Source organism: Aliiroseovarius crassostreae (assembly GCF_001307765.1).
GTDB lineage: Bacteria > Pseudomonadota > Alphaproteobacteria > Rhodobacterales > Rhodobacteraceae > Aliiroseovarius > Aliiroseovarius crassostreae.
This window is the reverse complement of the sequence record NZ_LKBA01000006.1, coordinates 75,632-96,914: the sequence shown is the minus strand read 5'-3', so window position 1 is coordinate 96,914 and position 21,283 is coordinate 75,632. Positions and strand designations below refer to the sequence as shown.

Sequence of the window (21,283 nt, the reverse complement as noted above, 5' to 3'; positions counted from 1 at the left end):
CCGTGAAAACGACGAGATGCTCGACGCGCTTCTGAGCGAGCTGCCGGGGGGGGCGGAGGGGGAAACCCCCGAAAACCGTATCAAGCGCCTGTCAATGCGGTCGATGCGGCGCGGCATCAAGGAGATGGACATCATTCTGAAATCCTATGCGGATGCTCATCTTGAGAAAATGGAGGCAGCCGCCCTGGATGAATATGAAGCGCTCCTGTCGCAAAATGATCAGGACCTCTATCAGTGGGTGTCGGGCCAGATCTCGCCGCCCGCCGAAATTGCGCCATTGATCGAAAAGATCGCTGAATTCACCGGTGCCCGCTGAGGCCAGAGTGGGGGCAAAATGAGGCCGGAGTGGGATTAAAAAAGGAGATTTTCTGAAAATTTTCAGCAACTCTCCACCAGATTTATTCTCAGATTTAACTGAATGTAATGGATTTGCTCTGAAAACTGATCACAAGAATTAGGTCGGAGTAACGAATGAGCATGCATTCCCCAATCCCTCAGAGCGTCAACCAGACGTTCGTGAGCCAGTATCTTGACAGCCTTGCCCTGGTCGAACGTCTGCATCGGCTATTGCTGGATGTTATCAAAGATGAATTTGAACGTGTTGGTGTGCTGGAAGTCAACGCCGTGCAGGCGCTGCTCCTGTTCAATATCGGTGACAACGAAGTCACGGCGGGCGAGCTGAAATCGCGTGGCTACTATCAGGGGTCAAATGTATCCTACAACCTGAAAAAACTGGTTGAAATGGGCTATATGCACCACCAGAGATGTGAAATTGACCGCCGGTCCGTGCGCGTGCGCCTGACGGAAAGTGGCCGGGCCGTTCGGGACATTGTTGGCGGGCTGTTTGAGCGACACGCAGAGGGGTTGCAGTCGCGCGGTGTGCTGGGGGCTGAAGGTGTGGAAGAGATCAATTCCGCGCTGAAACGGGTTGAACGTTACTGGACAGACCAGATCCGCTATATCTACTGATCCCCGGGCTGATAATCGGGCTGATCCTAAAGCGTTTCGAGATTAACTTGAGACACAAGTTGATTTCGAAACGCCCGCAACATCAGTAGGATTCGAGCGTTTCGCCTCATTATTGTGTCTCAATAGTAAGTCGAAACACTTTCGGGCGGATCAATGGGTCTGCATGTCTCGCTGACTTGGCGTCTTAGACCGGAGCCGTGTGTTTGAGGCAGTTGAAACGTCCTGAGATGGCGCTTCAGGCTGTCTTTCAATAGGGATCACGGATGGTGCCCCAGGCCCGTCCTTTGGCGGTGCTTTTGACAGGGGCAACCCTGACAGCTCGCGCAGCAACTTGCGGGCCATGGCATTTGCGTAATCTTCATACCCCGCGGCCTGTTCCACAAAGCTGAACGGGCCACGGATGACCCATTCTTCGAAATAACGGGTCAGTTGGTCCAGACCCTGCTGGTCCCCCCTGCCATCCGGCGCGATCACCAGCCCGTTGACCAGCACCGGATTGCGGGCAAGATCCTCGGCCACTTCCACCGGGCGCGGACCCGAATTGGACATGCCATCCGCGGACAGATCCAGCGTGTGTTGCCAGCAGCCGGGCATGTTCTGCAACAGCTCTGCACCATAAATCAGGGCCTTTCCCATGGCTGTGGACATATCCCCCGGTCGGCGCCGTTGCTGGTTAAGTTTTGTGGCGACATCCTGTGCATCCTGCGCCGATTGGATCCGGGTCCAGGGAACAAGGGTATTCTGGTTGTCGGGGCCGCTCCATGCGAAAATGGCAATTGAAACAGGGGCCTGTGGTTGAGAGGTCAGGATTGATAACACGTCCGGTTGCAGTAGGGCCGCTGCAATGCCATCCAGCTGCTGCCGGTATTCCCGATCATCAACCGAGCCGGAGACATCAAGCCCCAGTGCAAGGGCCTGTCGACAGGGGGCTGCGGAAAGCGGCGCGGTCAGCAGGGGCAGGGCAAGAAAGAGGGCGTATTGCGCCAAACGCCAGTGACCTTTCCCAGAATGCCCCGCGCCCGCAGCATTTACCAATGCCCGGTGTTGCCCATGCTGGTCCAGGGTTCCGCAGGCTTTAGTGGGGCCCCCATCTGCAGAAACTCGACCGAAATATTGTCGGGTGAGCGCACAAAGGCCATCCGCCCGTCATGCGGAGGGCGGTTAATCGTGACCCCATTGTCCATCAGGTGCTGGCACATCGCGTAGATATCCTCAACCTCATAGGCGAGATGCCCAAAATGGCGGCTGTCCGAGGGCAACCCCTCATCGCCATCCCAGTTATAAGTCAGCTCCACCGGGCAATCCGGTTGCGCCGGTGGGGCCATGAAAATAAGGGAAAACCGCCCCTGTTCAAAATCCCGGCGGCTGGTCACTTTCAGCCCGAGAAGTTCAAAAAACGCGATACTCTTGTCCAGATCCTTGACCCGAACCATCGTGTGTAAATAACGGATATCCATCCGGTTTCTCCTTTCGGGCAAAGGGGCTGCCCCCCGCCTGTAGCGTTTCGGTCTTGACCTGGGACAGGGGGACGAAACGGGGCAGGACGTGACAGTGCCGTGGCGTTTCGGGAAGACCTGTGTCTCAGCTGTTTCAGCAGTCACACTAAAGCGTTTCGGGATAAACTTGAAACGCTTTAGCAGACCCGGGGCTAAGCAAAAGAGGTCAGAACTGGGACCGGATCGACAGGCCGAGCGCGGTTTCCGATTTTGTGAACCGGGCGGCGTTTGAACTGGTGCGGGTATGGTTGACGCTGACAACCGGGGAAAACCCCCAATAGCTGACCGAGTTCAGGGTCATTTCGGCAAATGCCGAGAACGTCTTGTCCCGGCGCCCATCCAATGTGTGCGGGGATTGAGCATATTCCCGGTAACTGCCGGTCACGCCCCCTGAAATCGAGTTTCCGGCAAGAGCTTTGCCAAAATCCATATCAATCCCGAGCCGGTATTCGTCATAGGCGCGGGTGATGTCGCGTGAGGCTGCCGTTTGGTAGTCCGCCTTCAGTGTGAGGCGGTTTTTCTGCCACGGCATGCGATAGCGCAACCCGATCCCGGTGGTGTGAATGTCATCGACATATGCGCTGTCCGACGATTGCAGGTCATATTTCAATTGCAGGGAAAGACGCTTCCCGGCCTTGGGGGGCAGGTGAAACTGCAACCCGGCACCAAACAGAACCGACAGCGGTGTGCCGCCATACCAGTTGCGCCCCAGTCGCATGTCAAAGTCCAGCATCCCGCGATTTTGCCCCAACAGGCGCTGATGCCGATAGGTCAGCGCAACGGAACTGTAGCGGAAATCTGCCCCGGAGACCGAAGCCGGGGCGGCGTCGCTTGGGTCGTTCAGCCAGACTTCCTTGTGAAAAATCTGGGTGCCAACGAAACTGCGCGTGGTTTTGCTTTCGGCAAACCGGTAGGTGAGGGTCGCGCCAAGATGCCCTTCCAGGCCGGACAGCGGGCGAGAGGCCCCCCGGTAGGTTACCGGAAGCAACGTGCCACCAAAGACCCAATATCCCCCATCTTCCGAGGATCCGTCATTGACGTTGGAGCTTGGCGTCAGGCCAAAATCAAGCTGCAGGCGCCACGGGTTGCGCGCCCGCACATAGTTGAAATCCTGTCTCAATTGCCGCTTCTGCGCGGGGGTTGCAGCGTGGTTTGAGGCGCGCCGTAGCCAAAACTGCCCTGCCATCTTGTTGCCACCCGAGGCCGAGGCCTGCGCGGCCACCATGGCGGCGGAGTATTTCTGCCCTTCGGTCTCGGCAAGTTTCCAGGCCTGTTTGGCCGTGTTGCGCGCGTCTTTGTTTTGTCCGAGGTCCCGCTCGGCACGGGATTTCAGCACCAGCATCAGGACGGAGTCGGGATAGGCATCCAGATAGGCGGTGGCAAATCGCAACGCCACGCCCGGTTGCCGCGCCGCCAGCGCGTTTCGTGTGGCCACAAGCATCTGGTCGGCGCTCAGGGTCACTTGTTCAGCCAGGGATGATGTGGCGAAAAGCGGCAGTGATAACACCGCCGCAAATATGGATTTTCGAAGGAAAGTCATCGATTTATCGGTAAAGGATGAAGCCGCCTGTTTCGCGGATTACCACACCATCGGTTCCCGGATCGGCGCTTTCGATCACCACGATCCCCGTCACTTCCATATCCGCACCTTCACCGGCCAGCACCGCGTAGTAATTTCCGCTTTCCAGCTGAACGCCGGAGTTGCTGCTGGTGATGCCATTGGTCAATTCACCATCAGCATTCAGCGTATCCGGGCCAATGGTCAGGTGCAGCGAGGGCAGGGCCCCAAGCGGGATGTCCTGCCAGCCGGTGACCAGGGCATTGTCGTCATTGATCTCGGCGATGTACTGATCGGTCAGGCGGTTGCCGTCCATGTCGTAAACCTGACGATTGGTAATGGTGCCCTTCACCGCGTCGCCCGCGTTGAAATCGTCAAAGTCGATATCCAGGGTCATGTCGCCGGTGGTATATTCCAGCCCGCTGACCTCTTTGAAATCCCGCAGCCCCGCGTAACCGCCCCGGAAACCGGCCTGGCCACTAGTCGGCAGGACAACCGCCCCGTTGCGTTCATACATGAAGCCGCCAAAGCCGTAATCGGTATAGGCACCGGTGCGCACCAGGGCAAATTGAGTCACGGGGGAGCCATCGGGATTGCTGTTGGTGCTGACCCCGAGGATCGCCTTGTGGGGCAATTGGGTGATCGGCGTGCCGGTCACGGAATCGGCAAATGTCGAGGCGTTTTCGTAAACCCGATAGGGCGAGACCGCCGCGGCCAGCTGTGCGTCGGGCAGGGTGACCCGCGAATAGGTGTTGGTCCCGTCAAAGCCCAGGTTGTCGACGGTGAAAGTATCGTCCACCTCATTATAGGTGATCGACTGCGCATAGCCGTTGCCGGATCCGTCCTCTTCTTCGTAACGATTGATGGATCCGCCTGCAGAGGGATCATCGGTCCCGGGGGGCAGCGGGCTTTCTGTTGCCGGGGTGTCGGTCGCCGGATTGGTCAGGGGGTTGTTGCCACCATTGTCGCAGGCTCCCAGCGCAAAAGCTGCCATGGCTGCGGTCAGGGCTGCGCCTGTTTTCAAAGTCACTGTCATGAAACTGCCTCGGGTTTTCTTTTGCGTCATTCAGGCGGGTGGGGCGGATATTGTCAAGTTTTCAATGGCGCGCGGGTGAAAAACTCGGCCTGTGTGGTGAATGCGCCGCTTTGGGGGGATGCCACGTCATCATGTGTGTTCCGCTTGGCGCATCGCCTAGATATAGTGGCCCCAATCACATTCAGAGAGAGATTCGTCATGCCCCTGAGCCCTGAGCAGAAAGCCGAGATCGAAGAACAGCGCAGCCAGAAAAACACCACGATGCGTGTGGTGAGCGAAGGCATGGAAAAGCACCTTTATACCGCGCATGAGGTGCTGGATCACGGTTTTGTCCGTGTCATCGACTATATGGGCGACGATGCGGCGATCTGTCAGGCGGCGCGGGTGAGCTATGGTAAGGGCACGAAATCGGTGCAGAATGATGCGGGGCTCATTCGCTATCTGATGCGCCACTGGCACTCGACCCCGTTTGAAATGTGCGAGATCAAGCTGCATGTGAAACTGCCGGTCTTTGTGGCGCGCCAGTGGATCCGTCACCGCACCGCGAATGTGAATGAATATTCCGCGCGCTATTCGATCCTGGATCGGGAGTTTTATATCCCGGCGCCCGAACATGTGGCGGCGCAATCGGTGGTGAACAATCAGGGCCGGGGCGCGGCGTTGCAGGGGGAAGAGGCCGCACGGGTTCTGGAAATCCTCAAGGCCGACAGCAACCGGGCCTATGATCACTACGAAGAGATGATTTCGCAGGACGGTCAGGACGGGCTGGCGCGCGAGCTTGCGCGGATGAACCTGCCCGCCAATGTCTATACCCAATGGTATTGGAAGGTGGACCTGCACAACCTCTTCCACTTCCTGCGCCTGCGCGCCGACCACCACGCCCAATACGAAATCCGCGTCTATGCCGAGGCGATGTGCAAGATCGTCGCCGACTGGGTGCCCGCCGCCTACGGCGCGTTCGAAGATTACCGTCTGGGAGGCTCCAACCTCTCCGGCCGCGCCATGGACTGCATCCGCCGGATGCTGAAAGGCGAAGAGGTCACGCAGGAGAATTCAGGCATGAGCGCCGGAGAATGGCGTGAGTTTGAGGCGGAGTTGAAGGGGTAGTCTTTGGATATAGCCAAACAGATACTGATCGAGTTACTCCCTTTTTGGGAGCAACTCTTTTCCTTAGCGGGAGTGGTCGCATGGCCCTTGGCCGCGTACTTTGTAGCCCGCTTATTTAGCGATGAGTTTAAGAGTCTCTTGCCGAGGTTGCGAAAACTTGGTCCCACAGGTGCAGAGTTTGAAGCGAAGGAACAGAAAGGGGTTATCTCTCCCGATTCCAGAGTGGAATTAAGCAAAGTGTCTTTGACCGAATTGCACGATCCCAATGCCCAAGTAGTAGAAAACTCAATTATAGAAGCATTGGAAGCTATTCCAGAAGAGAACCAAGTTGCGGTCTTGGTGCGTGGCTTGACAGAAGCACGGATGTTGAGAGCGTTTGAAAGGTTCTACGCAAATATTTTTGGAAGCCAAATAGAAGCCTTGCAATTACTCAACTCGCGAAATGTGTCCCGCTCTGAAGCAATTAATTTGCTTGATGAACTTAAAGCTGAAAGAGGGATCTTAGATGGGTGGAATATAGATATGTATATGGCCTACCTTAAAGATGCGTCATTTGTAACTGAGGAAGCAGGAGAGTATCGGATCACGGAAACCGGTAGAAATTTTCTCCGTTTTATCGTTGATAACGGCTTGTCTACGGAAAAATCTCTTTAGCCCGTGCTTGCACGGGCAGCGCCCGACCCTCCCCACGGGAGGGCGCTTCGCACCCACCCAGGGCCGGGCGCCGCCCTTATCGGATGGTTCGCTACATTTGCTTCCAGCGATCCCTCGGGTCGGGCGCTGCCCTTCGAGAGAGTGTGCAACATTTCCACCCCGCAAAAGAAAACCCCCGCCGATCTTTCGATCCGCGGGGGTCTGTCATTTCCCTAAGCGGGAAATCTCTTAGGCCAGCTCGAGGTTGGCGGCAGAGGTTTTGCCATTACGGCCGGTTTCCAGCTCGTATGTGACTTTTTGGTTGTCTGCCAGCTCACGCAGGCCGGCGCGCTCAACGGCTGAGATGTGCACAAAAATATCTGCGCCGCCATCGTCGGGTTGAATGAAGCCGTAGCCTTTAGTGCTGTTGAACCATTTTACGGTGCCTGAAGCCATTTCCGTATTCTCCTAATTTATGCCACCCACAACATGCGGTGACCCTGGTAGCGCAGTCTTGAACTTGGCCGACTGCGTAGTGAGAAGGCGGAAGATAGTCTGTCGTACAGAACTGACATGGCGCAGCGCAGGGAAAAAATCAAGGCTTTCCTGCAAATGAACCTGTCAGAGCCGTCTTGTTCTTGCAATCATCGGCGCCCATAACGGGGGGAATGTGACGGGCCAACATGACAAAGACATGACAGGAGAGGGCAATGCGGTTTTGGGGATTGAAAAGCTGTGACACCTGCAAGAAGGCGCAAAAGGCGCTGGCGGCGGTGGGCTATGATCTGGCGGTGACCGATGTGCGGGCAGATGGGGTGGCGGCGGCGGATCTCGCCCGGTTTTATGCGGCGTTTGGTGAGGCGCTGGTGAACAAGCGCTCCACCACATGGCGGGGCTTGTCGGAGGAGGAGCGGGCAGGTGATCCGCTGGCGCTTTTGGCGGCACACCCGACCCTGATGAAGCGTCCCGTTGTGGAAGACGGCGATCGCCTGACGCTGGGCTGGGACAAGAAAACCAGTGCCGAGTGGTTGGAGAACGGCGCCTGATGCCCTATCTCCTACCCAAAGAGGAGTGAGTATATGCGTAACGCGGCATTGGTATTGGGCATTATCGCCGGGGTCTGGGGCATGTTTGTCGGGTTCTTCGGCTATGGCTATACGGAGCTGATCGAGCGGTTTGGTGAATTGCCCGATCTGGCCGAGCAGGTGGAGCACCCCGAACGCATCCGTGCTTTTGCGCTGATTGCGCCGCTCCTGGCGCTGGCAGGGGGGGCGATGGCGCGCTCGGTCGCGCAGGTTGGTGGCATCTTGTTGCTGGCCTCGGCCGCGGGCATGTATTTCGCCTTTGGCTATGGCGTTTTCACCATGTTCCCCATTGCGCTGGCAGGTCTTGGTGGTCTTTTGGCGATTGCAGCGGTGAAGCCGGACGCGATTGACCGCAGATGAAATCACCCCGCCGGATCGGCGGGGCGCATACTGGTTACACATGAGGTTGGGGGAGGCCGGTTGTGGCTGGTTGCGGCGCAGGTGCCTTCAGTGCAGCTTCAGCCACCGATCCAGTGACAGGGGGCCTGCGCCCTTGATCACCAACGTGACCAGCACCACCATCCAAAAGAGGCGTTGATCCAGGATCAGGCTGTCCGGGATACGGTCAAACCACGCGCCCAGCGTTTCAGGGTGGGTGATGGCCCCATGGCCAAACAGATCGGTGAGCGTCTGCACGATCACAAACCCGATCATGCCGAGTGCCGCCAGGCGGGTGAACAATCCGATGATCAACAGCAGCGGCAAGATGAACTCGGCCAGGGTGCCCGCCGTGACCACCAGCGTGTGAAAGGCGCTGAGTTTCGAGACGTCATAGCCCGCCGCCTCCATCGCTTTGGGGAAAATCTGGGCATAGGCCCCCAGCGACGGGGTGAAGATGCCAAAAATGCCGCTGCCCAGTTTGGTCAGACCCGAGGCCCAGAAATACCCCACCAGCGTGGCGGCAAAGGTGAACCGGGCCAGAAGCGGCAGCAGAGCCGGACCCAGACGCTGGACGTGCCCGGCCAGCGTGTTGTGCAGGTTAATCAGTGCGATCATGTCATCCCCTAGAAATCTGTGTGATGGCGTGCCCGGCAAAAAGCGCGCCCAGCGTTGTGGTCAGGTCAAAATCGGCCACATCGGATGTGGCCAGGCCAAGGGCCGTGCCAAAGCTGCTCCCCTTCAAAAGCGCGTTGACGAACGTCGCGCCGCCTTTTGGCAGGCGCTGTGCAATGGGATCGAACCCTTTGCGTGAAATCAGGATGTCTTCGGGCGCCATCACCGGGGAGGGGCCACCGTTCATATTATATTCCCAGATTGCGAGCGCCGGGTGTTTAACGCGCAAAACCTCCACCGAAGGCGCCAGAGTCAGATGCGCATCCATCAGGTCGGCCTGGGACAGTATGGTCAATTCTGCCGGATCAATCGTCTCTCCGTCCCCGGCGTGATAGGCGCGCCGCAGGGCCAGTTCGAGCTTGGCCACATCGGGCAGGTATTTCAGATGCACCGTGCCGGGAAAACCCACAAGGAACTGGGGCATGGCGGCGCCGTAATGCATGATCAGCTGTGAGGCCGGCGGATGGATGCGCAGATACACCAGCGCCATCTGACGAAAGAACTCCTCACCCAGCAGGGCGACCAATACGGGAAACCCCTCTGTCAGCGCAGTTGCCAGCGAATGGGTCACATTGTTGCGATAGATGTTGAACCGCTTCTTGGCCTGAGAGCCATCGGGGTTCACCAGCCCGTCAGGGACGGATGTGGTTGGATCCAGCATGGCGTGGCGGAAATCGGTCTGACTGACCTCTGTCGTGCGGGGTTTCAGATCAACGCTCATGCGGGCACCTGTTGGGCAGACGGCTGCGGGATGGAGGCCATATGGGCGGTGGCGCGGGCGGCTTCGGCTTCCAGCACCGGGTAATCCGGCACGTCATTGTCCCATTCCACTAGCGCAGGGCGGGGGCCGCCCCGGGCTATGACGTAGTCAAACAGCGCCCAGACCGGCTCATCCACCGGTTTGCCATGGCTGTCGATCAGGAGTTTTCTGCCCAGCTCATCAGCGTCTTCATCGTGACCGGCAAGGTGAAACTCCTCAACCAGCTCCAGCGGGTAGGCGTCGATATAGGTGTGTGGATCAAATTCCAGATTGGTGGCGGAGACAAAGACGTTGTTCACGTCCAGAAGCAGGCCACAGCCGGTGCGTCGGGCCAGCTCGCGGATGAAATCGGGTTCGGACCAGGTGCTTTCGGCAAATGCCAGATAAGAGGATGGGTTTTCCAAAAGCATCTTGCGGCCAAGATAGTCCTGCACCTCGTTGATATGGCGGGTCACGCGGGCAAGCGTGTCATTGGTATAGGGCAGGGGCAGAAGATCGTTCAGAAACTGGCTGTCATGGGTCGACCAGGCGAGATGTTCGGAAAACATTGCAGGATTGATCCAGTCGACCAGCTTTTTCAGCCGGGCCAGATGCTCGGGATCCAGCCGCGCCTCGCCGCCGATAGACAGGCCCACACCATGCACGGAAATCGGGAAACGGTCCGCCAGATGCTTTAGCTGGGCCAGTGGGCGCCCGCCATCCCCCATATAGTTTTCGGCATGGATCTCAAGCCAGGTAACCGCACCGGGATTTTCCATTAAATCTTTGAAATGCTGCGGTTTATATCCGATGCCGCCTGATTTGGGCAGGGCGGAATGGGGGGCAGAATTTTGCGATTGGTCCAGCATTGAAATCTCCCGAAACATTGCCCCGCGCAGAGCGAAAGGGGGGAAGAGGTGCCCCCCGAGGGCAATTGGAATGAGGCTTTAAGAGGACCGGCCACAGTGGACCGGGCCGATCTTTTATCTGTCTGGGTCGGGCAGAACTTGGGGGCTTGCCCGACCCACTTACCTGCGCTTACGACGGCAGGTTCATTTTGGTCGCTTCCAGCGAGCCTTTGTGCATCTTGCCAGCACTGTCGGTGATTTCCATGGTCTCGCAGGTGCCGGCCGGAACCAGTTTCCAGGCGTTACCCTGATAATCGACGGTTGAGGTCCCGGCGCAGGTGGTGCCGGGGCCAGCAGCGCAGTCGTTTTGACCAGCCAGAGCGACACCGAAGCACTTCTCTTGATCGCCATCTGCCAGAGCGGCGGTTGCGTTGGCGGCAACGGCTGCGGAAACGGCACCCAGAACTGCGATGGTTTTTGCTTTCGACATGTGAACTTCCTTTCAGGTTTAAAACTCGTACCGTCCCGTGATGAGCGTGATCTGGGCTGTCTGATGTCCCTGTTGGCGTTGCTCGGGGCCGGTAAGAGCAATCTAGGCAGTGCGGTCGCGCCGCTCCACTCACGACGGCGTTAGTCACGGGGGCGTTATGGGTTGCGCGAAACGCGCTCACGCCCCTGTGAGGGCCATCGCCGGGCGAAACGGTGGAAACCCCAATAAAATAAAAGATTAACCCGTGAATTGACGGCAGGCAGTTGATGGCGAAATGTTACGTTCCGTTGCAAAGATATGTGACAGGCCCCGATATGTTTCAGACGCAAGGCTGTCATGCACAGGGGGGATCACGCGTTTCGTGAACCCTGTAACGAAATATTGGCGTGCCTTCGGACACATGGTTCGTGGGTTAAAGCGTTTCGAGATTAAAGGCGTTTCGGGATAAACTTGAGGCACGAGTTTATTCCGAAACGCCCGCAACATTGATATCTCTTGCCGCGTTTCGACTTTTCCCTGTGTCAGGTTAAAACCGAAACGCTTTAACTTGAGACACAAGTTGATTTCGAAACGCCCGCAACATCAGTAGGTTTCGAGCGTTTCGCCTCATTATTGTGTCTCAGTAATAAGTCGAAACACTTTAGGGCAAAGAAAAAGGCCAGGGCGTGGAACCCTGGCCTTTTGTAAGGCTGTAATTTTGGCGTTCAGGCCAGAAGGTCGGGAGGGGTGGCCTCACCGGCAAGATCTGCCACAACCTCGTCAAGTGACAGAACCTTCGAATGTTTCTCGCCCAGGCGCCGCATCGACACGGTGCGCTCTTCGACCTCTTTCATGCCACAGGCCAGGATCACCGGCACCTTGCCCAGCGAATGTTCCCGGACCTTGTAGTTGATCTTTTCGTTGCGCACATCAGCCTCGGCCCGGACACCCTGGGCTTTCAGCTGGGCAACCACCTCATGCACGTAGTCATCTGCATCCGAGACGATCGCCGCCACAACCACCTGACGCGGGGCCAGCCAGAATGGCAGTTTGCCGGCGTGTTCCTCGATCAGGATGCCGATGAAGCGTTCAAACGATCCCAGCGTGGCGCGGTGCAGCATGACCGGGCGGTGCTTGGCGCCGTCTTCGCCGATATAATTGGCGTCGAGCCGTTCCGGCAGCACAAAGTCCACCTGCAACGTGCCACATTGCCAGTCACGGCCAATGGCGTCGGTCAGCACAAATTCCAGTTTCGGGCCATAGAAGGCGCCTTCGCCGGGATTGAGGTCAAAGTCGCACCCGGCGGCTTTGGTGGCGGCCATCAGGGCGGCTTCGGATTTGTCCCAGACCTCATCACTGCCGGCACGCTTTTCCGGGCGGTCGGAGAATTTGACCGAGAAGCTCTCAAACCCCAGATCCTTATAGATATCGGACAGGAATTCGATGAACAGCTTGGTTTCATCCTCGATCTGCGCCTCGGTGCAGAAGATATGCGCGTCATCCTGGGTAAAGCCGCGCACCCGCATGATGCCGTGCAGCGCGCCCGACGGTTCATAGCGGTTACACGATCCGAACTCGGCCATGCGCAGGGGCAGGTCGCGATAGGATTTCAGACCCTGGTTATAGACCTGCACGTGGCAGGGGCAGTTCATCGGTTTGAGTGCATTGACCGCCTTTTCGCGTGCGTGCTCTTCGTCCACCTCAACGATGAACATGTTTTCCTGATACTTGTCCCAGTGGCCCGAGGCCTCCCACAGGCGGCGATCCACAACCTGCGGGGTGTTCACCTCAACATAACCGCCGCGTTTTTGCTGGCGGCGCATGTAATCCTGAAGCTCGGTATAGATTGTCCAGCCGTTCGGGTGCCAGAAGATCTGACCCGGGGCCTCTTCCTGCATGTGAAACAGGTTCATTTCGCGGCCCAGCTTGCGGTGGTCGCGCTTGGCGGCCTCTTCCAGCATATGCAGGTGTTTCTTGAGGCCATCCTTGTTCTGGAAGGCCACGCCATAGATCCGTTGCAGCATCGGGCGGTTGCTGTCGCCGCGCCAATAGGCGCCGGCCACGCTCATCAGTTTGAACGCATCGCCGGGCAGCTGGCCGGTGTGCTGCAGGTGCGGACCACGGCACAGGTCCTGCCAATGGCCGTGCCAATACATGCGCAGCGGCTCGTCCCCCGGAATGGCTTCGATCAGCTCGACCTTATAAGGTTCATTGTTGGCTTGATAGAATTTCACCGCGCGGTCACGTTCCCAGATCTCGGTGGTGACGGGATCGCGCTTGTTGATGATTTCTTTCATCTTGGCTTCGATCTCGCCCAGATCTTCCGGCGTGAACGGTTCTTCGCGATCGAAATCGTAATACCAGCCGTTTTCGATCACCGGCCCGATGGTGACTTTCACATCCGGCCAGATCTCCTGCACGGCGCGCGCCATGACATGGGCAAAATCGTGGCGGATCAGTTCCAGCGCCTGCACGTCATCTTTCATGGTGTGAATGGCGATTTCGGCGTCGTCATTGATCGGCCATTGCAGGTCCCAATGGGCCCCGTTCACGGTGGCGGAAATGGCCTTTTTGGCGAGCGAGTTGGAAATGCCGGCGGCCACTTCGGCAGGGGTCACACCTGCGTTGTACTCACGCGCATTGCCATCGGGAAATGTAAGGGAAATCTGGCTCATCGGCCTAGCTCCTCGTCGTTTTGGCGCCCACGGAACGCCCGGTTGCGGGTTATGTGTAAGGGGCGTTTTCCCCCGATGACCCGCGCGTGTCAATGTGAAAAGGGGATTGCTCATATATTCCGGCAGATTATGGTTCGCCCCAGCACAGATCACAGGATGAGGAGCGCAAAGATGGTGGACTTTCTCGACACGCCGCAGGGCCGTCGCATTGCCTATAACAAGACCGACGGTGCCCAAGACCAGACGGGGCCGACCATCGTGTTTCTGTCGGGGCTGAAATCCGACATGGAAGGCACCAAGGCGGTCGCGTTGGAGGCCTGGGCGCAGGAGAAGGGATTTGCCTTCCTGCGGTTTGACTATTCCGGCCATGGGCAAAGCTCGGGCGCCTTTGTGGAAGGCAGCATCGGCGATTGGCATGAGGACACGCTGGCGGTGGTGGATAATCTGACCCAAGGGCCGATCATTGCGGTGGGGTCGTCCATGGGGGGGTGGCAATCGCTGCTTTTGGCGCGCGCGCGCCCCGGCCGGGTGGCCGGTCTGGTGACCATCGCGGCCGCGCCCGATTTCACCGAAGATGGCTATTGGGCCAGTTTCACCGACGCGCAGAAAGCGGAACTGGAGCGCGAAGGGATGCTGTCGATCCCGTCCGATTATGACGAGGATTACCTGATCACCAAGCGGCTGATCGAAGATGGGCGAGAGAACTTCGTGCTGCGCTCACCCTTGAAGCTCGACATGCCGGTGCGTTTCCTGCAGGGCACCGAAGATGAGGCCGTGCCCACGTCGCAGGCGGTCAAATTGCTGGACCATGCCGAGGGGGATGATATCCGCCTGACGCTTGTCAAAGGGGCCGATCACCGGTTCTCCAGCCCGGAATGTCTTGATCTGATCCAGAAAATGACGCTGGTGGTGATCCGGCGCGCAGGCTGAGGGGCAAGGCGTATTTGTGCCGGGGGCGCGTAGGGTGCTTGCCCCCGCCGTCGCGACACGGCACAAGACGGGTGGACAAGGTGAGGTGAGGGAATGCGGGAGCCATTGGTTCTAGTGCCGGGTATGGTGTGTGACGCGCGGGTTTTTGCGCCTCAAATCAATGTGTTGTCCCGGAAATACTCGGTGCAGCTGACCAACTTAGCCATGGGGGATACCATTCGGGAAATGGCCGCTCATGTGCTGGACCAGGCGCCACCGCGCTTTGCGCTGGCGGGACATTCGATGGGCGGGATCGTGGCGATGGAGGTGACCCGGCGCGCACCTGAGCGGGTCTCGCGTCTGGCGCTTTTGTCCACCTCTCCCTTGCCCGACACGCCTGCGCAGGCCGCCTGGCGAGAGCCGCTGATCGTGCGGGCACATGCGGGGCGTCTGGCAGAGGCCGTGTCGGAAGTGGTCACGCCGGATACCCTGGCGCCGGGGGATGGGCAGGACGCGATCCTGTCTTTGATTCGTGACATGGCCCTTGATTTCGGAGCCGAGATGTTCATCCGCCATCAACGGGCGCTGCAACGGCGCCCCGATGCCCAGAGAATGCTGCAGAAACTCAAGATCCCGACCATGGTGCTATGTGGTGCGCATGATCGGCTGACCTCGCCGCGCCGACATGAAAACATGGCGGAACTGGTGGTGGGGGCGGAACTGGTCGTGTTGCCGAATGCGGGGCATATGCCGATGCTGGAATGCCCGGAGGAAGTGACAATCGGGCTGGATGCCTGGATGCAGATGCCGCTGGCTTTGCGATAACTTGCGACAATGCGGACCTGCCAAAATGTGACCCGGGCAGGGGCAGAAACAGAAAAAAGGCACCCGGTTGGGTGCCTTTTGTGTCTGAGGTCAGGTGATGTGCCGGGTGATCGCGCGAATCACACTGGGATTCGCGTGGGCAGGCCGCCTTCGTCCGATGAACTGGGCTCGGCCTTTGCTTTGGCCGCAGGGGGAGCTGTTTTGGCCTTGGCCTTTTCCGCCCGTTTCTTTTCGGCTTGCTTGGCATGGGTGCCGGCATTTTGATCAATGAAATCAAGGACCATGGGACGAATATTGTTGCGCCAGCTCTTGCCGGCAAAGATGCCGTAATGACCCGCGCCCGGCTCCAGATGACTGGCTTTCTTATCCTCGGGCAGCCCGGTCAGAAGATCCAGCGCGGCAACGCATTGCCCCGGCGCTGTGATGTCGTCCTTGGACCCTTCCACGGTTTTCACGGCCACATCGGTGACCTTGCCGATATCGATCTTGTGCCCGTTCACGACAAATGCATTGCGGGCAATCTCGCTGTCCTTGAACAGGCGTTCAACGGTGGAGAGGTAGAACTCCGCGGTCATGTCCATCACGGCGAGATATTCGTCATAGAACATGTTGTGCTTGTCGTGATCCGACGCCTCGCCTTTGGTCACGCGCATGATCTGATCCGCGAAAGCCTTGGAGTGCATTTCGGCGTTCATTGACATGAACCCGGCAAGTTGCAGCAGGCCCGGATAGACCATGCGACCTGCGCCAGCATATTTGAAACCAACGCGCTGGATGGCCATTTCCTCCAGCTGTCCCATGGTCACACGGCGCCCGAAATCGGTTACGTCCGTGGCGGCGGCATCAGGGTCGATTGGCCCCCCGATCAGGGTAAGGGTCTGGGGCTGTGCTTCGGGGTCCAGCTCGGCCAGATAGGCCGTGGCTGCCAGGGTCAGGGGGGCCGGTTGGCACACGGCGATCACATTGATGTCCGGGCCAAGATGGCGCATGAAATCAACAAGATAGAGGGTGTAGTCTTCGATATCGAACTTGCCTTCCGAGACCGGGATGTCGCGGGCATTGTGCCAGTCGGTCACATAGACATCCGCCTCGGGAAGAAGGCTGTTCACGGTTGAGCGCAGCAGCGTCGCGTAATGGCCCGACATGGGGGCGATCAGCAGGATGCGGCGCTCACGCGGGGCGCGACCAACAGCGTTGAATTTGATCAGGTCGCCAAAGGGGCGTTCGACCAGTTTTTCAACCTCGACCAGACGCTCACGACCATCTTTGGTGACCACCGTTTTGATGCCCCAGTCAGGCTTCACGGTCATGCGGTGGAAGGTGCGTTCGGTGACGCCGCCCCAGGCTGCCATCATCTGGAAGAAGGGGTTGGGAACAAGGGCCGTTGCCGGGTAGGAGCCAAGAGCGGCAGCCGTCGCGCCCAGCCACTGGTTGGTGTTTCGCAACGTCTCCATCAGATCATATGTCGCCATGTACCGCATTCAGAACCCCTTTCATTTACCCTTTGCATTTTCCAGCTTTGTTACCGCATAGTCATGAACACATGCAATATTTGCTATGCTGCGGTGCGGTTTTGACAATGCTGCAGTGCAGATATATTTTATGCTGCAAGTGCGAAATAAGATAGGGGGAATATTTCACCATGACAACAGATCAAAAAAATCCAGGCCAGGATGTAAGTGAACTGAACGAAAACCTTGCCCGGATTGAGACGTTGTCAGCCCGATTGTCTGCGGTGCTTGCCGGGCGCAAGGCGGTGCGGCAGAGCCTGCAGGGGCCGGGGCAGGATTTTCTGCTCAAGACCTCTACCGCCTATTGGAATGAACTGATGACCAACCCGGCAAAGATCATTGAGCAGCAGGTGAATTTCTGGGGCAAAAGTCTGCAACATGCGATGGACGCCCAGCAGGCGATGACCGAGGGCATGAAAACCGGCGAGTTCAAAGCGCCGGAGGCTCCGGCCACCAAGGATCGCCGTTTTTCCAATCCCCTGTGGGACACGCATCCCTATTACAGCTACCTCAAGCAGCAATATATGCTGGCGGCGGAAGCGATGCATGAAAATCTCGACCGGGTTGAGGGGCTGAGCGAACGCGAACGCACCAAGCTGGCCTTCTTCAACCAGCAACTGATCGACCTGATGAGCCCGACCAACTATCTCGCGACCAACCCCGACGCGATGGAGCGGGCGATCGAGACCGAAGGCCGGTCGCTTGTGGATGGGCTGGAAAACCTGGTCAATGATCTGGAAGCCAATGACGGTGAGCTGTTGGTCAAGCTGGTGGATGAGAGTGCGTTTGAGGTCGGGGCCAATATCGCCACTACCGAAGGGTCTGTGGTGTTTCGCAACCGGATGATTGAACTTATCCAGTATGCGCCCACCACGGAACAGGTGCATGCCCGCCCGCTGATCATCTTTCCACCCTGGATCAACAAGTTCTATATTCTTGATCTGAAAGAACAAAATAGCCTGATCAAATGGATTGTCGATCAGGGATACACGCTGTTTGTGGTCAGCTGGGCCAACCCTGACGAAAGCTATCGTGACGTGGGAATGGGGACCTATATCGAGGAAGGCTATCTGGCCGCGATCGAAGAGGTGAAGAAGATCACCAAGCAGAAAAAGGTCAATGTGGTGGGCTATTGCATCGCGGGCACCACCCTGTCTCTGACCCTGTCGCTGATGAAGAAACGCGGTGACACGTCGATCAATTCTGCCACGTTCTTTACCACGCTCACCGATTTCTCCGATCAGGGGGAAGTGGGCGTGTTCCTTGACGATGATTTTGTCGATGGCATCGAGGAAGAAGTCAATTCCAAGGGCTATCTCGACAGTTTCTTCATGTCGCGCACCTTCTCGTATCTGCGCCCGAATGATCTGGTCTATGGCCCGGCGATCAACAGCTACATGCTGGGTAAAACGCCACCCGCCTTTGATTTATTGTACTGGAATGGGGACAGCACCAACCTGCCGGCCAGAATGACTGTGGAGTATCTGCGCGGTCTGTGTCAGGGGAATGAGTTTGCGCTGGGGGACTTTGAACTGCTGGGCGAACATCTGTCTATCGAGGATGTCGATGTCCCGCTGTGTGCCATTGCCTGCGAAACTGACCATATCGCGGCCTGGAAAAGCTCTTACATCGGGATGCGGCGCACCACGTCAAAAGATCGCACCTTCATCGTATCGGAATCCGGCCATATCGCAGGCATCGTCAATCCGCCCTCCAAAAAGAAATATGGCCATTATACCAACACGGAATGGCCCCAGCGTGCGGATGACTGGATGGAAGGGGCGACTTTCCATGAAGGGTCCTGGTGGGGGCGTTGGGACAAATGGCTCTCGGCCAAATCCGGGAAAAAGCAGGCCGCGCGTGTGCCGGGTGATTCGACCAACGACGTGCTGGCACCGGCACCCGGAACCTACGTTGTGGCGAAAAAGAGCTGAACTATCTGGGGTTGCATTTTTTGCAACCCCCTGAATCTCCGCATTTTTTGTCTGTCACACAAGTTTTACATGCTGCAGTGCAGAAAGAACTTGATTTGCTGCGATGCAGCATCCATATTCTTTGCAGGCGCAGCAAGTTGGTTTGCCGAAAAACAGCAGGGTGATCCCCGCAGGGCGGACTGGCAGGTTGCAACAGACAGACTATATCCTGGCCGCTCCTCCTCCTATTCCTCCCGGCGGCCGCAAAATTCGGAGATGACCAATGACCAAGACGCAAGACTTCACCAAGATGTTCCAAGAGATGATGAGCAACTTCCCGGTGGATATGTCCATCGCGCAAGACGCTTTCAAAAATCAGGCTGAACTGGGCGAGAAATTCTCGAAAGTGGCTCTGCAGGCTGCTGACAAATCGGCTGAAATCTCGACCAAATGGACCAAAGAGACCCTGGCCAAAATCGGCGACGTGACCGCCGCCAAAGAAGACGCTGCTGATTACTCAAAAGCCGTGACCGATTTCGCTTCGGCCCAGGCTGAACTGGCTGCCGAAAACATGGCCGCTTTTGCAGAAGTTGCCAAGCGCGTTCAAGCCGAAACCGTCGAACTGATGATGGCTGCGGGCAAAGAAATGGGCGAAGAAGCCCAGGCTGCTGTGAAAAAAGCTGGCGAAGAGGTGCAGAAAGCCACCAAAAAGGCCACCGCTGCCGCGAAATAATCGGGTTACACTCTGTCGGGTCCTCCCCCCGGCACCTGACCCTGGGCGCGCCTTTGGTGCGCCCTTTTCTATTCTTTTGTGGTCAACAGGCTTGCCAATGACTGGCACGCTGGCATAGGCTTTTTGCACTGCAGCACAAAATGCCGCTCAAGGCAGGTGCAGTCGGGGGAGGAAAAATGGTACAACAACACGATACGCTGCTGATCAAACGCTATGCCAGTCGGCGGCTCTATAACACTGAAACATCCGACTATGTGACGCTGGACGATATCGCGGGCTTTATCCGCGACGGGCGGAATGTTCAGATTATTGATCTGAAATCCGGAGATGACCTGACACGGCAGTATCTGCTTCAAATCATTGCGGAACATGAAAGCCGGGGGGAAAATGTCCTGCCTGTCGATGTTCTGACGGATCTGGTGCGCTCCTATTCGACGCAGGCGCAAAGCGTGGTGCCGCAATTCCTTGCGGCAAGCTTTGAGATGTTGCGCGAAGGGCAGAGCAAGATGATGGAAAACCTGGGCACGATGGGCCACCCAATGGCCAATATGCCGGGTCTGGAAGCGATGCAGGCGCAGCAAGAGGCCTTTCTGAAAGCCCTGATGGGCGGCTTTGCCGCTGGATCGGCCCCCTCTGCGAAAGAGGATGGGGAAAATGGGTCCAAGGATGAGGAGCTGAGCGAGATCAAGAAACAACTGGCAGAGCTGCAGAAAAAACTCTCTGGTCTGGGCTGATCTGAGGGGATTGTGAGCAGGTTCAGGGGCGGCTGTGCAAATGCGCCAGTTGCCTTGAAGTTTCCACATCGCCCGGCCGGCTTTGTTCTTGGCAAAGAAGGCTTTAAAAGACGAAAAAGGGAGGCGGTGAGCCTCCCTTTTTCTTGGTGTTTACGGCAGATCGCATCGAAATCAGTAGGTGCGGATCAACCCAACCAGCTTGCCCTGAACCTTGACGGCGCCTTCGGGCAGAATGCGGGATTCATAATTCGGATTGGCAGCTTCAAGGGCGATCATGCCATTGGTCTTGCGAAAGCGTTTCAGCGTGGCTTCATACCCTTCGATCTGGGCCACGACAATTTCACCGTTTTCGGCATGGCTGGTCTCTCGGATGACCACGATATCGCCATTGTTGATGCCGGCGTCGATCATGGAATCCCCTGTTACTTCAAGGGCGTAATGTTGCCCCCCATGGCCTAGCATGGTTTGGGGCACTGACACGCGTTGCGCCCCATCGGTTATGGCTTCTATCGGTACGCCAGCGGCGATCCTGCCCAGCAGTGGCAGGGTGCTTACCCCCATCGCGGCTTCGGCCTCCACCGCCAGTGCCGCAGGCGGAGTTTCGGGGCGGTCGCCTTCGATCACCTTGGGTTCAAACCCGGCCCGACCCGCGTTTTCCATGGTTTCGGGCAGCTTCACGATTTCAATGGCACGGGCGCGATGGGCAAGGCGACGGATGAAACCACGCTCCTCCAGGGCGGTGATCAGTCGGTGAATACCCGATTTCGACCGCAGATCCAGCGCTTCCTTCATTTCATCAAAGCTGGGGGGAACGCCATCGCGCTGGATGCGTTTGTGGATAAAATCCAGAAGTTCCAATTGCTTACGGGTCAGCACTTGCACTTACCTCCGTTGTTATTTGGCACATCCCCTTCGGTGGGGCATCATCACGGGCGATGCTCACGCAGGGACCAATCGTCCCGATATTACCGGGTGTTCAGCCTCTGTTCT

Annotated in this window: 23 protein-coding genes; 11 read left to right on the top strand and 12 right to left on the bottom strand. The window is 57.6% G+C overall.

What is annotated here, in order from left to right; genetic code table 11:
- Window positions 1–16 precede the first annotated feature (16 nt).
- Together AKJ29_RS06765 and AKJ29_RS06760 are read left to right on the top strand one after the other, a co-directional pair.
- On the top strand, window positions 17–316 hold the full coding sequence (locus tag AKJ29_RS06765) for an FAD assembly factor SdhE (RefSeq protein WP_055190430.1): 300 nt from the start codon (window positions 17–19) through the stop codon (window positions 314–316).
- 155 nt (window positions 317–471) lie between these two features.
- The gene (locus AKJ29_RS06760; RefSeq protein ID WP_055189283.1) at window positions 472–969 is read left to right on the top strand and encodes a MarR family winged helix-turn-helix transcriptional regulator; all 498 of its coding nucleotides are present in this window, start codon (window positions 472–474) and stop codon (window positions 967–969) included.
- Between the two features lie 150 nt (window positions 970–1,119).
- On the opposite strand, the gene AKJ29_RS06755 is transcribed toward AKJ29_RS06760, so the two are convergent.
- The 4 genes from AKJ29_RS06755 to AKJ29_RS06740 all read right to left on the bottom strand — a co-directional run bounded on the left by AKJ29_RS06755 (window position 1,120) and on the right by AKJ29_RS06740 (window position 5,089).
- Window positions 1,120–1,956, bottom strand: coding sequence for a DUF1194 domain-containing protein (locus tag AKJ29_RS06755; protein WP_055189281.1), 837 nt, complete (start codon window positions 1,954–1,956; stop codon window positions 1,120–1,122).
- A 41-nt stretch (window positions 1,957–1,997) separates the two neighbouring features.
- Window positions 1,998–2,426, bottom strand: a complete 429-nt coding sequence (locus AKJ29_RS06750) for a VOC family protein (RefSeq protein WP_055189279.1) — start codon at window positions 2,424–2,426, stop codon at window positions 1,998–2,000.
- Between the two features lie 205 nt (window positions 2,427–2,631).
- On the bottom strand, window positions 2,632–3,927 hold the full coding sequence (locus AKJ29_RS06745; protein ID WP_161805380.1) for a surface lipoprotein assembly modifier: 1,296 nt from the start codon (window positions 3,925–3,927) through the stop codon (window positions 2,632–2,634).
- An 82-nt stretch (window positions 3,928–4,009) separates the two neighbouring features.
- Window positions 4,010–5,089 carry a hypothetical protein gene (locus AKJ29_RS06740; protein ID WP_152972431.1) on the bottom strand — a complete coding sequence of 360 codons (1,080 nt, stop codon included), beginning with the start codon at window positions 5,087–5,089 and terminating at the stop codon, window positions 4,010–4,012.
- Window positions 5,090–5,257: 168 nt separating this feature from the next.
- On the opposite strand from AKJ29_RS06740, the gene thyX reads away from it, so the two are divergent.
- Together thyX and AKJ29_RS06730 are read left to right on the top strand one after the other, a co-directional pair.
- A complete protein-coding gene (thyX, locus tag AKJ29_RS06735; RefSeq protein ID WP_055189273.1) occupies window positions 5,258–6,166 on the top strand; it encodes an FAD-dependent thymidylate synthase in 909 nt (302 codons plus the stop codon).
- Between the two features lie 3 nt (window positions 6,167–6,169).
- Complete coding sequence (locus AKJ29_RS06730; RefSeq protein ID WP_055189270.1) at window positions 6,170–6,820, top strand: hypothetical protein; 651 nt, start codon at window positions 6,170–6,172, stop codon at window positions 6,818–6,820.
- A gap of 228 nt (window positions 6,821–7,048) precedes the next feature.
- Here the strand turns inward: AKJ29_RS06730 and AKJ29_RS06725 are convergent, their stop codons facing one another.
- Window positions 7,049–7,255 carry a cold-shock protein gene (locus AKJ29_RS06725; RefSeq protein ID WP_055189268.1) on the bottom strand — a complete coding sequence of 69 codons (207 nt, stop codon included), beginning with the start codon at window positions 7,253–7,255 and terminating at the stop codon, window positions 7,049–7,051.
- Between the two features lie 254 nt (window positions 7,256–7,509).
- Here AKJ29_RS06725 and AKJ29_RS06720 point away from each other — a divergent pair, with 254 nt between their 5' ends.
- A complete protein-coding gene (locus AKJ29_RS06720; protein ID WP_055189266.1) occupies window positions 7,510–7,845 on the top strand; it encodes an arsenate reductase family protein in 336 nt (111 codons plus the stop codon).
- Between the two features lie 33 nt (window positions 7,846–7,878).
- Window positions 7,879–8,244: a hypothetical protein gene (locus AKJ29_RS06715; RefSeq protein WP_055189264.1), complete on the top strand. Its 366-nt coding sequence runs from the start codon at window positions 7,879–7,881 to the stop codon at window positions 8,242–8,244.
- A gap of 87 nt (window positions 8,245–8,331) precedes the next feature.
- On the opposite strand, the gene AKJ29_RS06710 is transcribed toward AKJ29_RS06715, so the two are convergent.
- The 5 genes from AKJ29_RS06710 to thrS form a co-directional block, all read right to left on the bottom strand.
- A complete protein-coding gene (locus AKJ29_RS06710) occupies window positions 8,332–8,880 on the bottom strand; it encodes a DoxX family membrane protein (RefSeq protein WP_055189262.1) in 549 nt (182 codons plus the stop codon).
- A gap of 1 nt (window position 8,881) precedes the next feature.
- The gene (locus tag AKJ29_RS06705) at window positions 8,882–9,658 is read right to left on the bottom strand and encodes an HvfC/BufC N-terminal domain-containing protein (protein WP_055189260.1); all 777 of its coding nucleotides are present in this window, start codon (window positions 9,656–9,658) and stop codon (window positions 8,882–8,884) included.
- Window positions 9,655–10,545 (bottom strand): MNIO family bufferin maturase, encoded by an 891-nt coding sequence (gene bufB / locus AKJ29_RS06700; RefSeq protein WP_055189259.1) that lies wholly within the window; start codon window positions 10,543–10,545, stop codon window positions 9,655–9,657. The genes AKJ29_RS06705 and bufB overlap by 4 nt, the downstream gene beginning before the upstream one ends.
- A 169-nt stretch (window positions 10,546–10,714) precedes the next feature.
- Window positions 10,715–11,014 carry a BufA1 family periplasmic bufferin-type metallophore gene (locus AKJ29_RS06695; protein ID WP_055189257.1) on the bottom strand — a complete coding sequence of 100 codons (300 nt, stop codon included), beginning with the start codon at window positions 11,012–11,014 and terminating at the stop codon, window positions 10,715–10,717.
- A 704-nt stretch (window positions 11,015–11,718) separates the two neighbouring features.
- Window positions 11,719–13,668: a threonine--tRNA ligase gene (thrS, locus tag AKJ29_RS06690; RefSeq protein ID WP_055189255.1), complete on the bottom strand. Its 1,950-nt coding sequence runs from the start codon at window positions 13,666–13,668 to the stop codon at window positions 11,719–11,721.
- Between the two features lie 171 nt (window positions 13,669–13,839).
- Here thrS and AKJ29_RS06685 point away from each other — a divergent pair, with 171 nt between their 5' ends.
- Together AKJ29_RS06685 and AKJ29_RS06680 are read left to right on the top strand one after the other, a co-directional pair.
- Window positions 13,840–14,598, top strand: coding sequence for an alpha/beta hydrolase family protein (locus tag AKJ29_RS06685; protein ID WP_055189253.1), 759 nt, complete (start codon window positions 13,840–13,842; stop codon window positions 14,596–14,598).
- Window positions 14,599–14,691: 93 nt separating this feature from the next.
- Complete coding sequence (locus AKJ29_RS06680) at window positions 14,692–15,402, top strand: alpha/beta fold hydrolase (protein WP_055189251.1); 711 nt, start codon at window positions 14,692–14,694, stop codon at window positions 15,400–15,402.
- Window positions 15,403–15,521: 119 nt separating this feature from the next.
- On the opposite strand, the gene phaZ is transcribed toward AKJ29_RS06680, so the two are convergent.
- Complete coding sequence (phaZ, locus tag AKJ29_RS06675; protein ID WP_055189249.1) at window positions 15,522–16,883, bottom strand: polyhydroxyalkanoate depolymerase; 1,362 nt, start codon at window positions 16,881–16,883, stop codon at window positions 15,522–15,524.
- 161 nt (window positions 16,884–17,044) lie between these two features.
- Here phaZ and AKJ29_RS06670 point away from each other — a divergent pair, with 161 nt between their 5' ends.
- From AKJ29_RS06670 to phaR, 3 genes are all read left to right on the top strand, one after another.
- Complete coding sequence (locus tag AKJ29_RS06670) at window positions 17,045–18,847, top strand: PHA/PHB synthase family protein (RefSeq protein ID WP_055189247.1); 1,803 nt, start codon at window positions 17,045–17,047, stop codon at window positions 18,845–18,847.
- Between the two features lie 262 nt (window positions 18,848–19,109).
- The gene (locus AKJ29_RS06665) at window positions 19,110–19,559 is read left to right on the top strand and encodes a hypothetical protein (protein ID WP_055189245.1); all 450 of its coding nucleotides are present in this window, start codon (window positions 19,110–19,112) and stop codon (window positions 19,557–19,559) included.
- Window positions 19,560–19,735: 176 nt separating this feature from the next.
- The gene (phaR, locus tag AKJ29_RS06660) at window positions 19,736–20,293 is read left to right on the top strand and encodes a polyhydroxyalkanoate synthesis repressor PhaR (protein WP_055189243.1); all 558 of its coding nucleotides are present in this window, start codon (window positions 19,736–19,738) and stop codon (window positions 20,291–20,293) included.
- Between the two features lie 171 nt (window positions 20,294–20,464).
- Here the strand turns inward: phaR and lexA are convergent, their stop codons facing one another.
- Window positions 20,465–21,169, bottom strand: coding sequence for a transcriptional repressor LexA (gene lexA / locus AKJ29_RS06655; RefSeq protein ID WP_055189242.1), 705 nt, complete (start codon window positions 21,167–21,169; stop codon window positions 20,465–20,467).
- Between the last annotated feature and the right edge of the window lie 114 nt (window positions 21,170–21,283).

What these genes read in the sequence shown, in the direction of transcription:
- AKJ29_RS06765 (WP_055190430.1), top strand. Translation starts at nt 17, where the DNA reads ATGCTCGACGCGCTTCTGAGCGAGCTGCCGGGGGGGGCGGAGGGGGAA.
- AKJ29_RS06760 (WP_055189283.1), top strand. Translation starts at nt 472, where the DNA reads ATGAGCATGCATTCCCCAATCCCTCAGAGCGTCAACCAGACGTTCGTG.
- AKJ29_RS06750 (WP_055189279.1), bottom strand. Translation starts at nt 2,426, where the DNA reads ATGGATATCCGTTATTTACACACGATGGTTCGGGTCAAGGATCTGGAC.
- AKJ29_RS06740 (WP_152972431.1), bottom strand. Translation starts at nt 5,089, where the DNA reads ATGACGCAAAAGAAAACCCGAGGCAGTTTCATGACAGTGACTTTGAAA.
- thyX (WP_055189273.1), top strand. Translation starts at nt 5,258, where the DNA reads ATGCCCCTGAGCCCTGAGCAGAAAGCCGAGATCGAAGAACAGCGCAGC.
- AKJ29_RS06725 (WP_055189268.1), bottom strand. Translation starts at nt 7,255, where the DNA reads ATGGCTTCAGGCACCGTAAAATGGTTCAACAGCACTAAAGGCTACGGC.
- AKJ29_RS06720 (WP_055189266.1), top strand. Translation starts at nt 7,510, where the DNA reads ATGCGGTTTTGGGGATTGAAAAGCTGTGACACCTGCAAGAAGGCGCAA.
- AKJ29_RS06715 (WP_055189264.1), top strand. Translation starts at nt 7,879, where the DNA reads ATGCGTAACGCGGCATTGGTATTGGGCATTATCGCCGGGGTCTGGGGC.
- AKJ29_RS06710 (WP_055189262.1), bottom strand. Translation starts at nt 8,880, where the DNA reads ATGATCGCACTGATTAACCTGCACAACACGCTGGCCGGGCACGTCCAG.
- AKJ29_RS06705 (WP_055189260.1), bottom strand. Translation starts at nt 9,658, where the DNA reads ATGAGCGTTGATCTGAAACCCCGCACGACAGAGGTCAGTCAGACCGAT.
- bufB (WP_055189259.1), bottom strand. Translation starts at nt 10,545, where the DNA reads ATGCTGGACCAATCGCAAAATTCTGCCCCCCATTCCGCCCTGCCCAAA.
- AKJ29_RS06695 (WP_055189257.1), bottom strand. Translation starts at nt 11,014, where the DNA reads ATGTCGAAAGCAAAAACCATCGCAGTTCTGGGTGCCGTTTCCGCAGCC.
- thrS (WP_055189255.1), bottom strand. Translation starts at nt 13,668, where the DNA reads ATGAGCCAGATTTCCCTTACATTTCCCGATGGCAATGCGCGTGAGTAC.
- AKJ29_RS06685 (WP_055189253.1), top strand. Translation starts at nt 13,840, where the DNA reads ATGGTGGACTTTCTCGACACGCCGCAGGGCCGTCGCATTGCCTATAAC.
- AKJ29_RS06680 (WP_055189251.1), top strand. Translation starts at nt 14,692, where the DNA reads ATGCGGGAGCCATTGGTTCTAGTGCCGGGTATGGTGTGTGACGCGCGG.
- phaZ (WP_055189249.1), bottom strand. Translation starts at nt 16,883, where the DNA reads ATGCGGTACATGGCGACATATGATCTGATGGAGACGTTGCGAAACACC.
- AKJ29_RS06670 (WP_055189247.1), top strand. Translation starts at nt 17,045, where the DNA reads ATGACAACAGATCAAAAAAATCCAGGCCAGGATGTAAGTGAACTGAAC.
- AKJ29_RS06665 (WP_055189245.1), top strand. Translation starts at nt 19,110, where the DNA reads ATGACCAAGACGCAAGACTTCACCAAGATGTTCCAAGAGATGATGAGC.
- phaR (WP_055189243.1), top strand. Translation starts at nt 19,736, where the DNA reads ATGGTACAACAACACGATACGCTGCTGATCAAACGCTATGCCAGTCGG.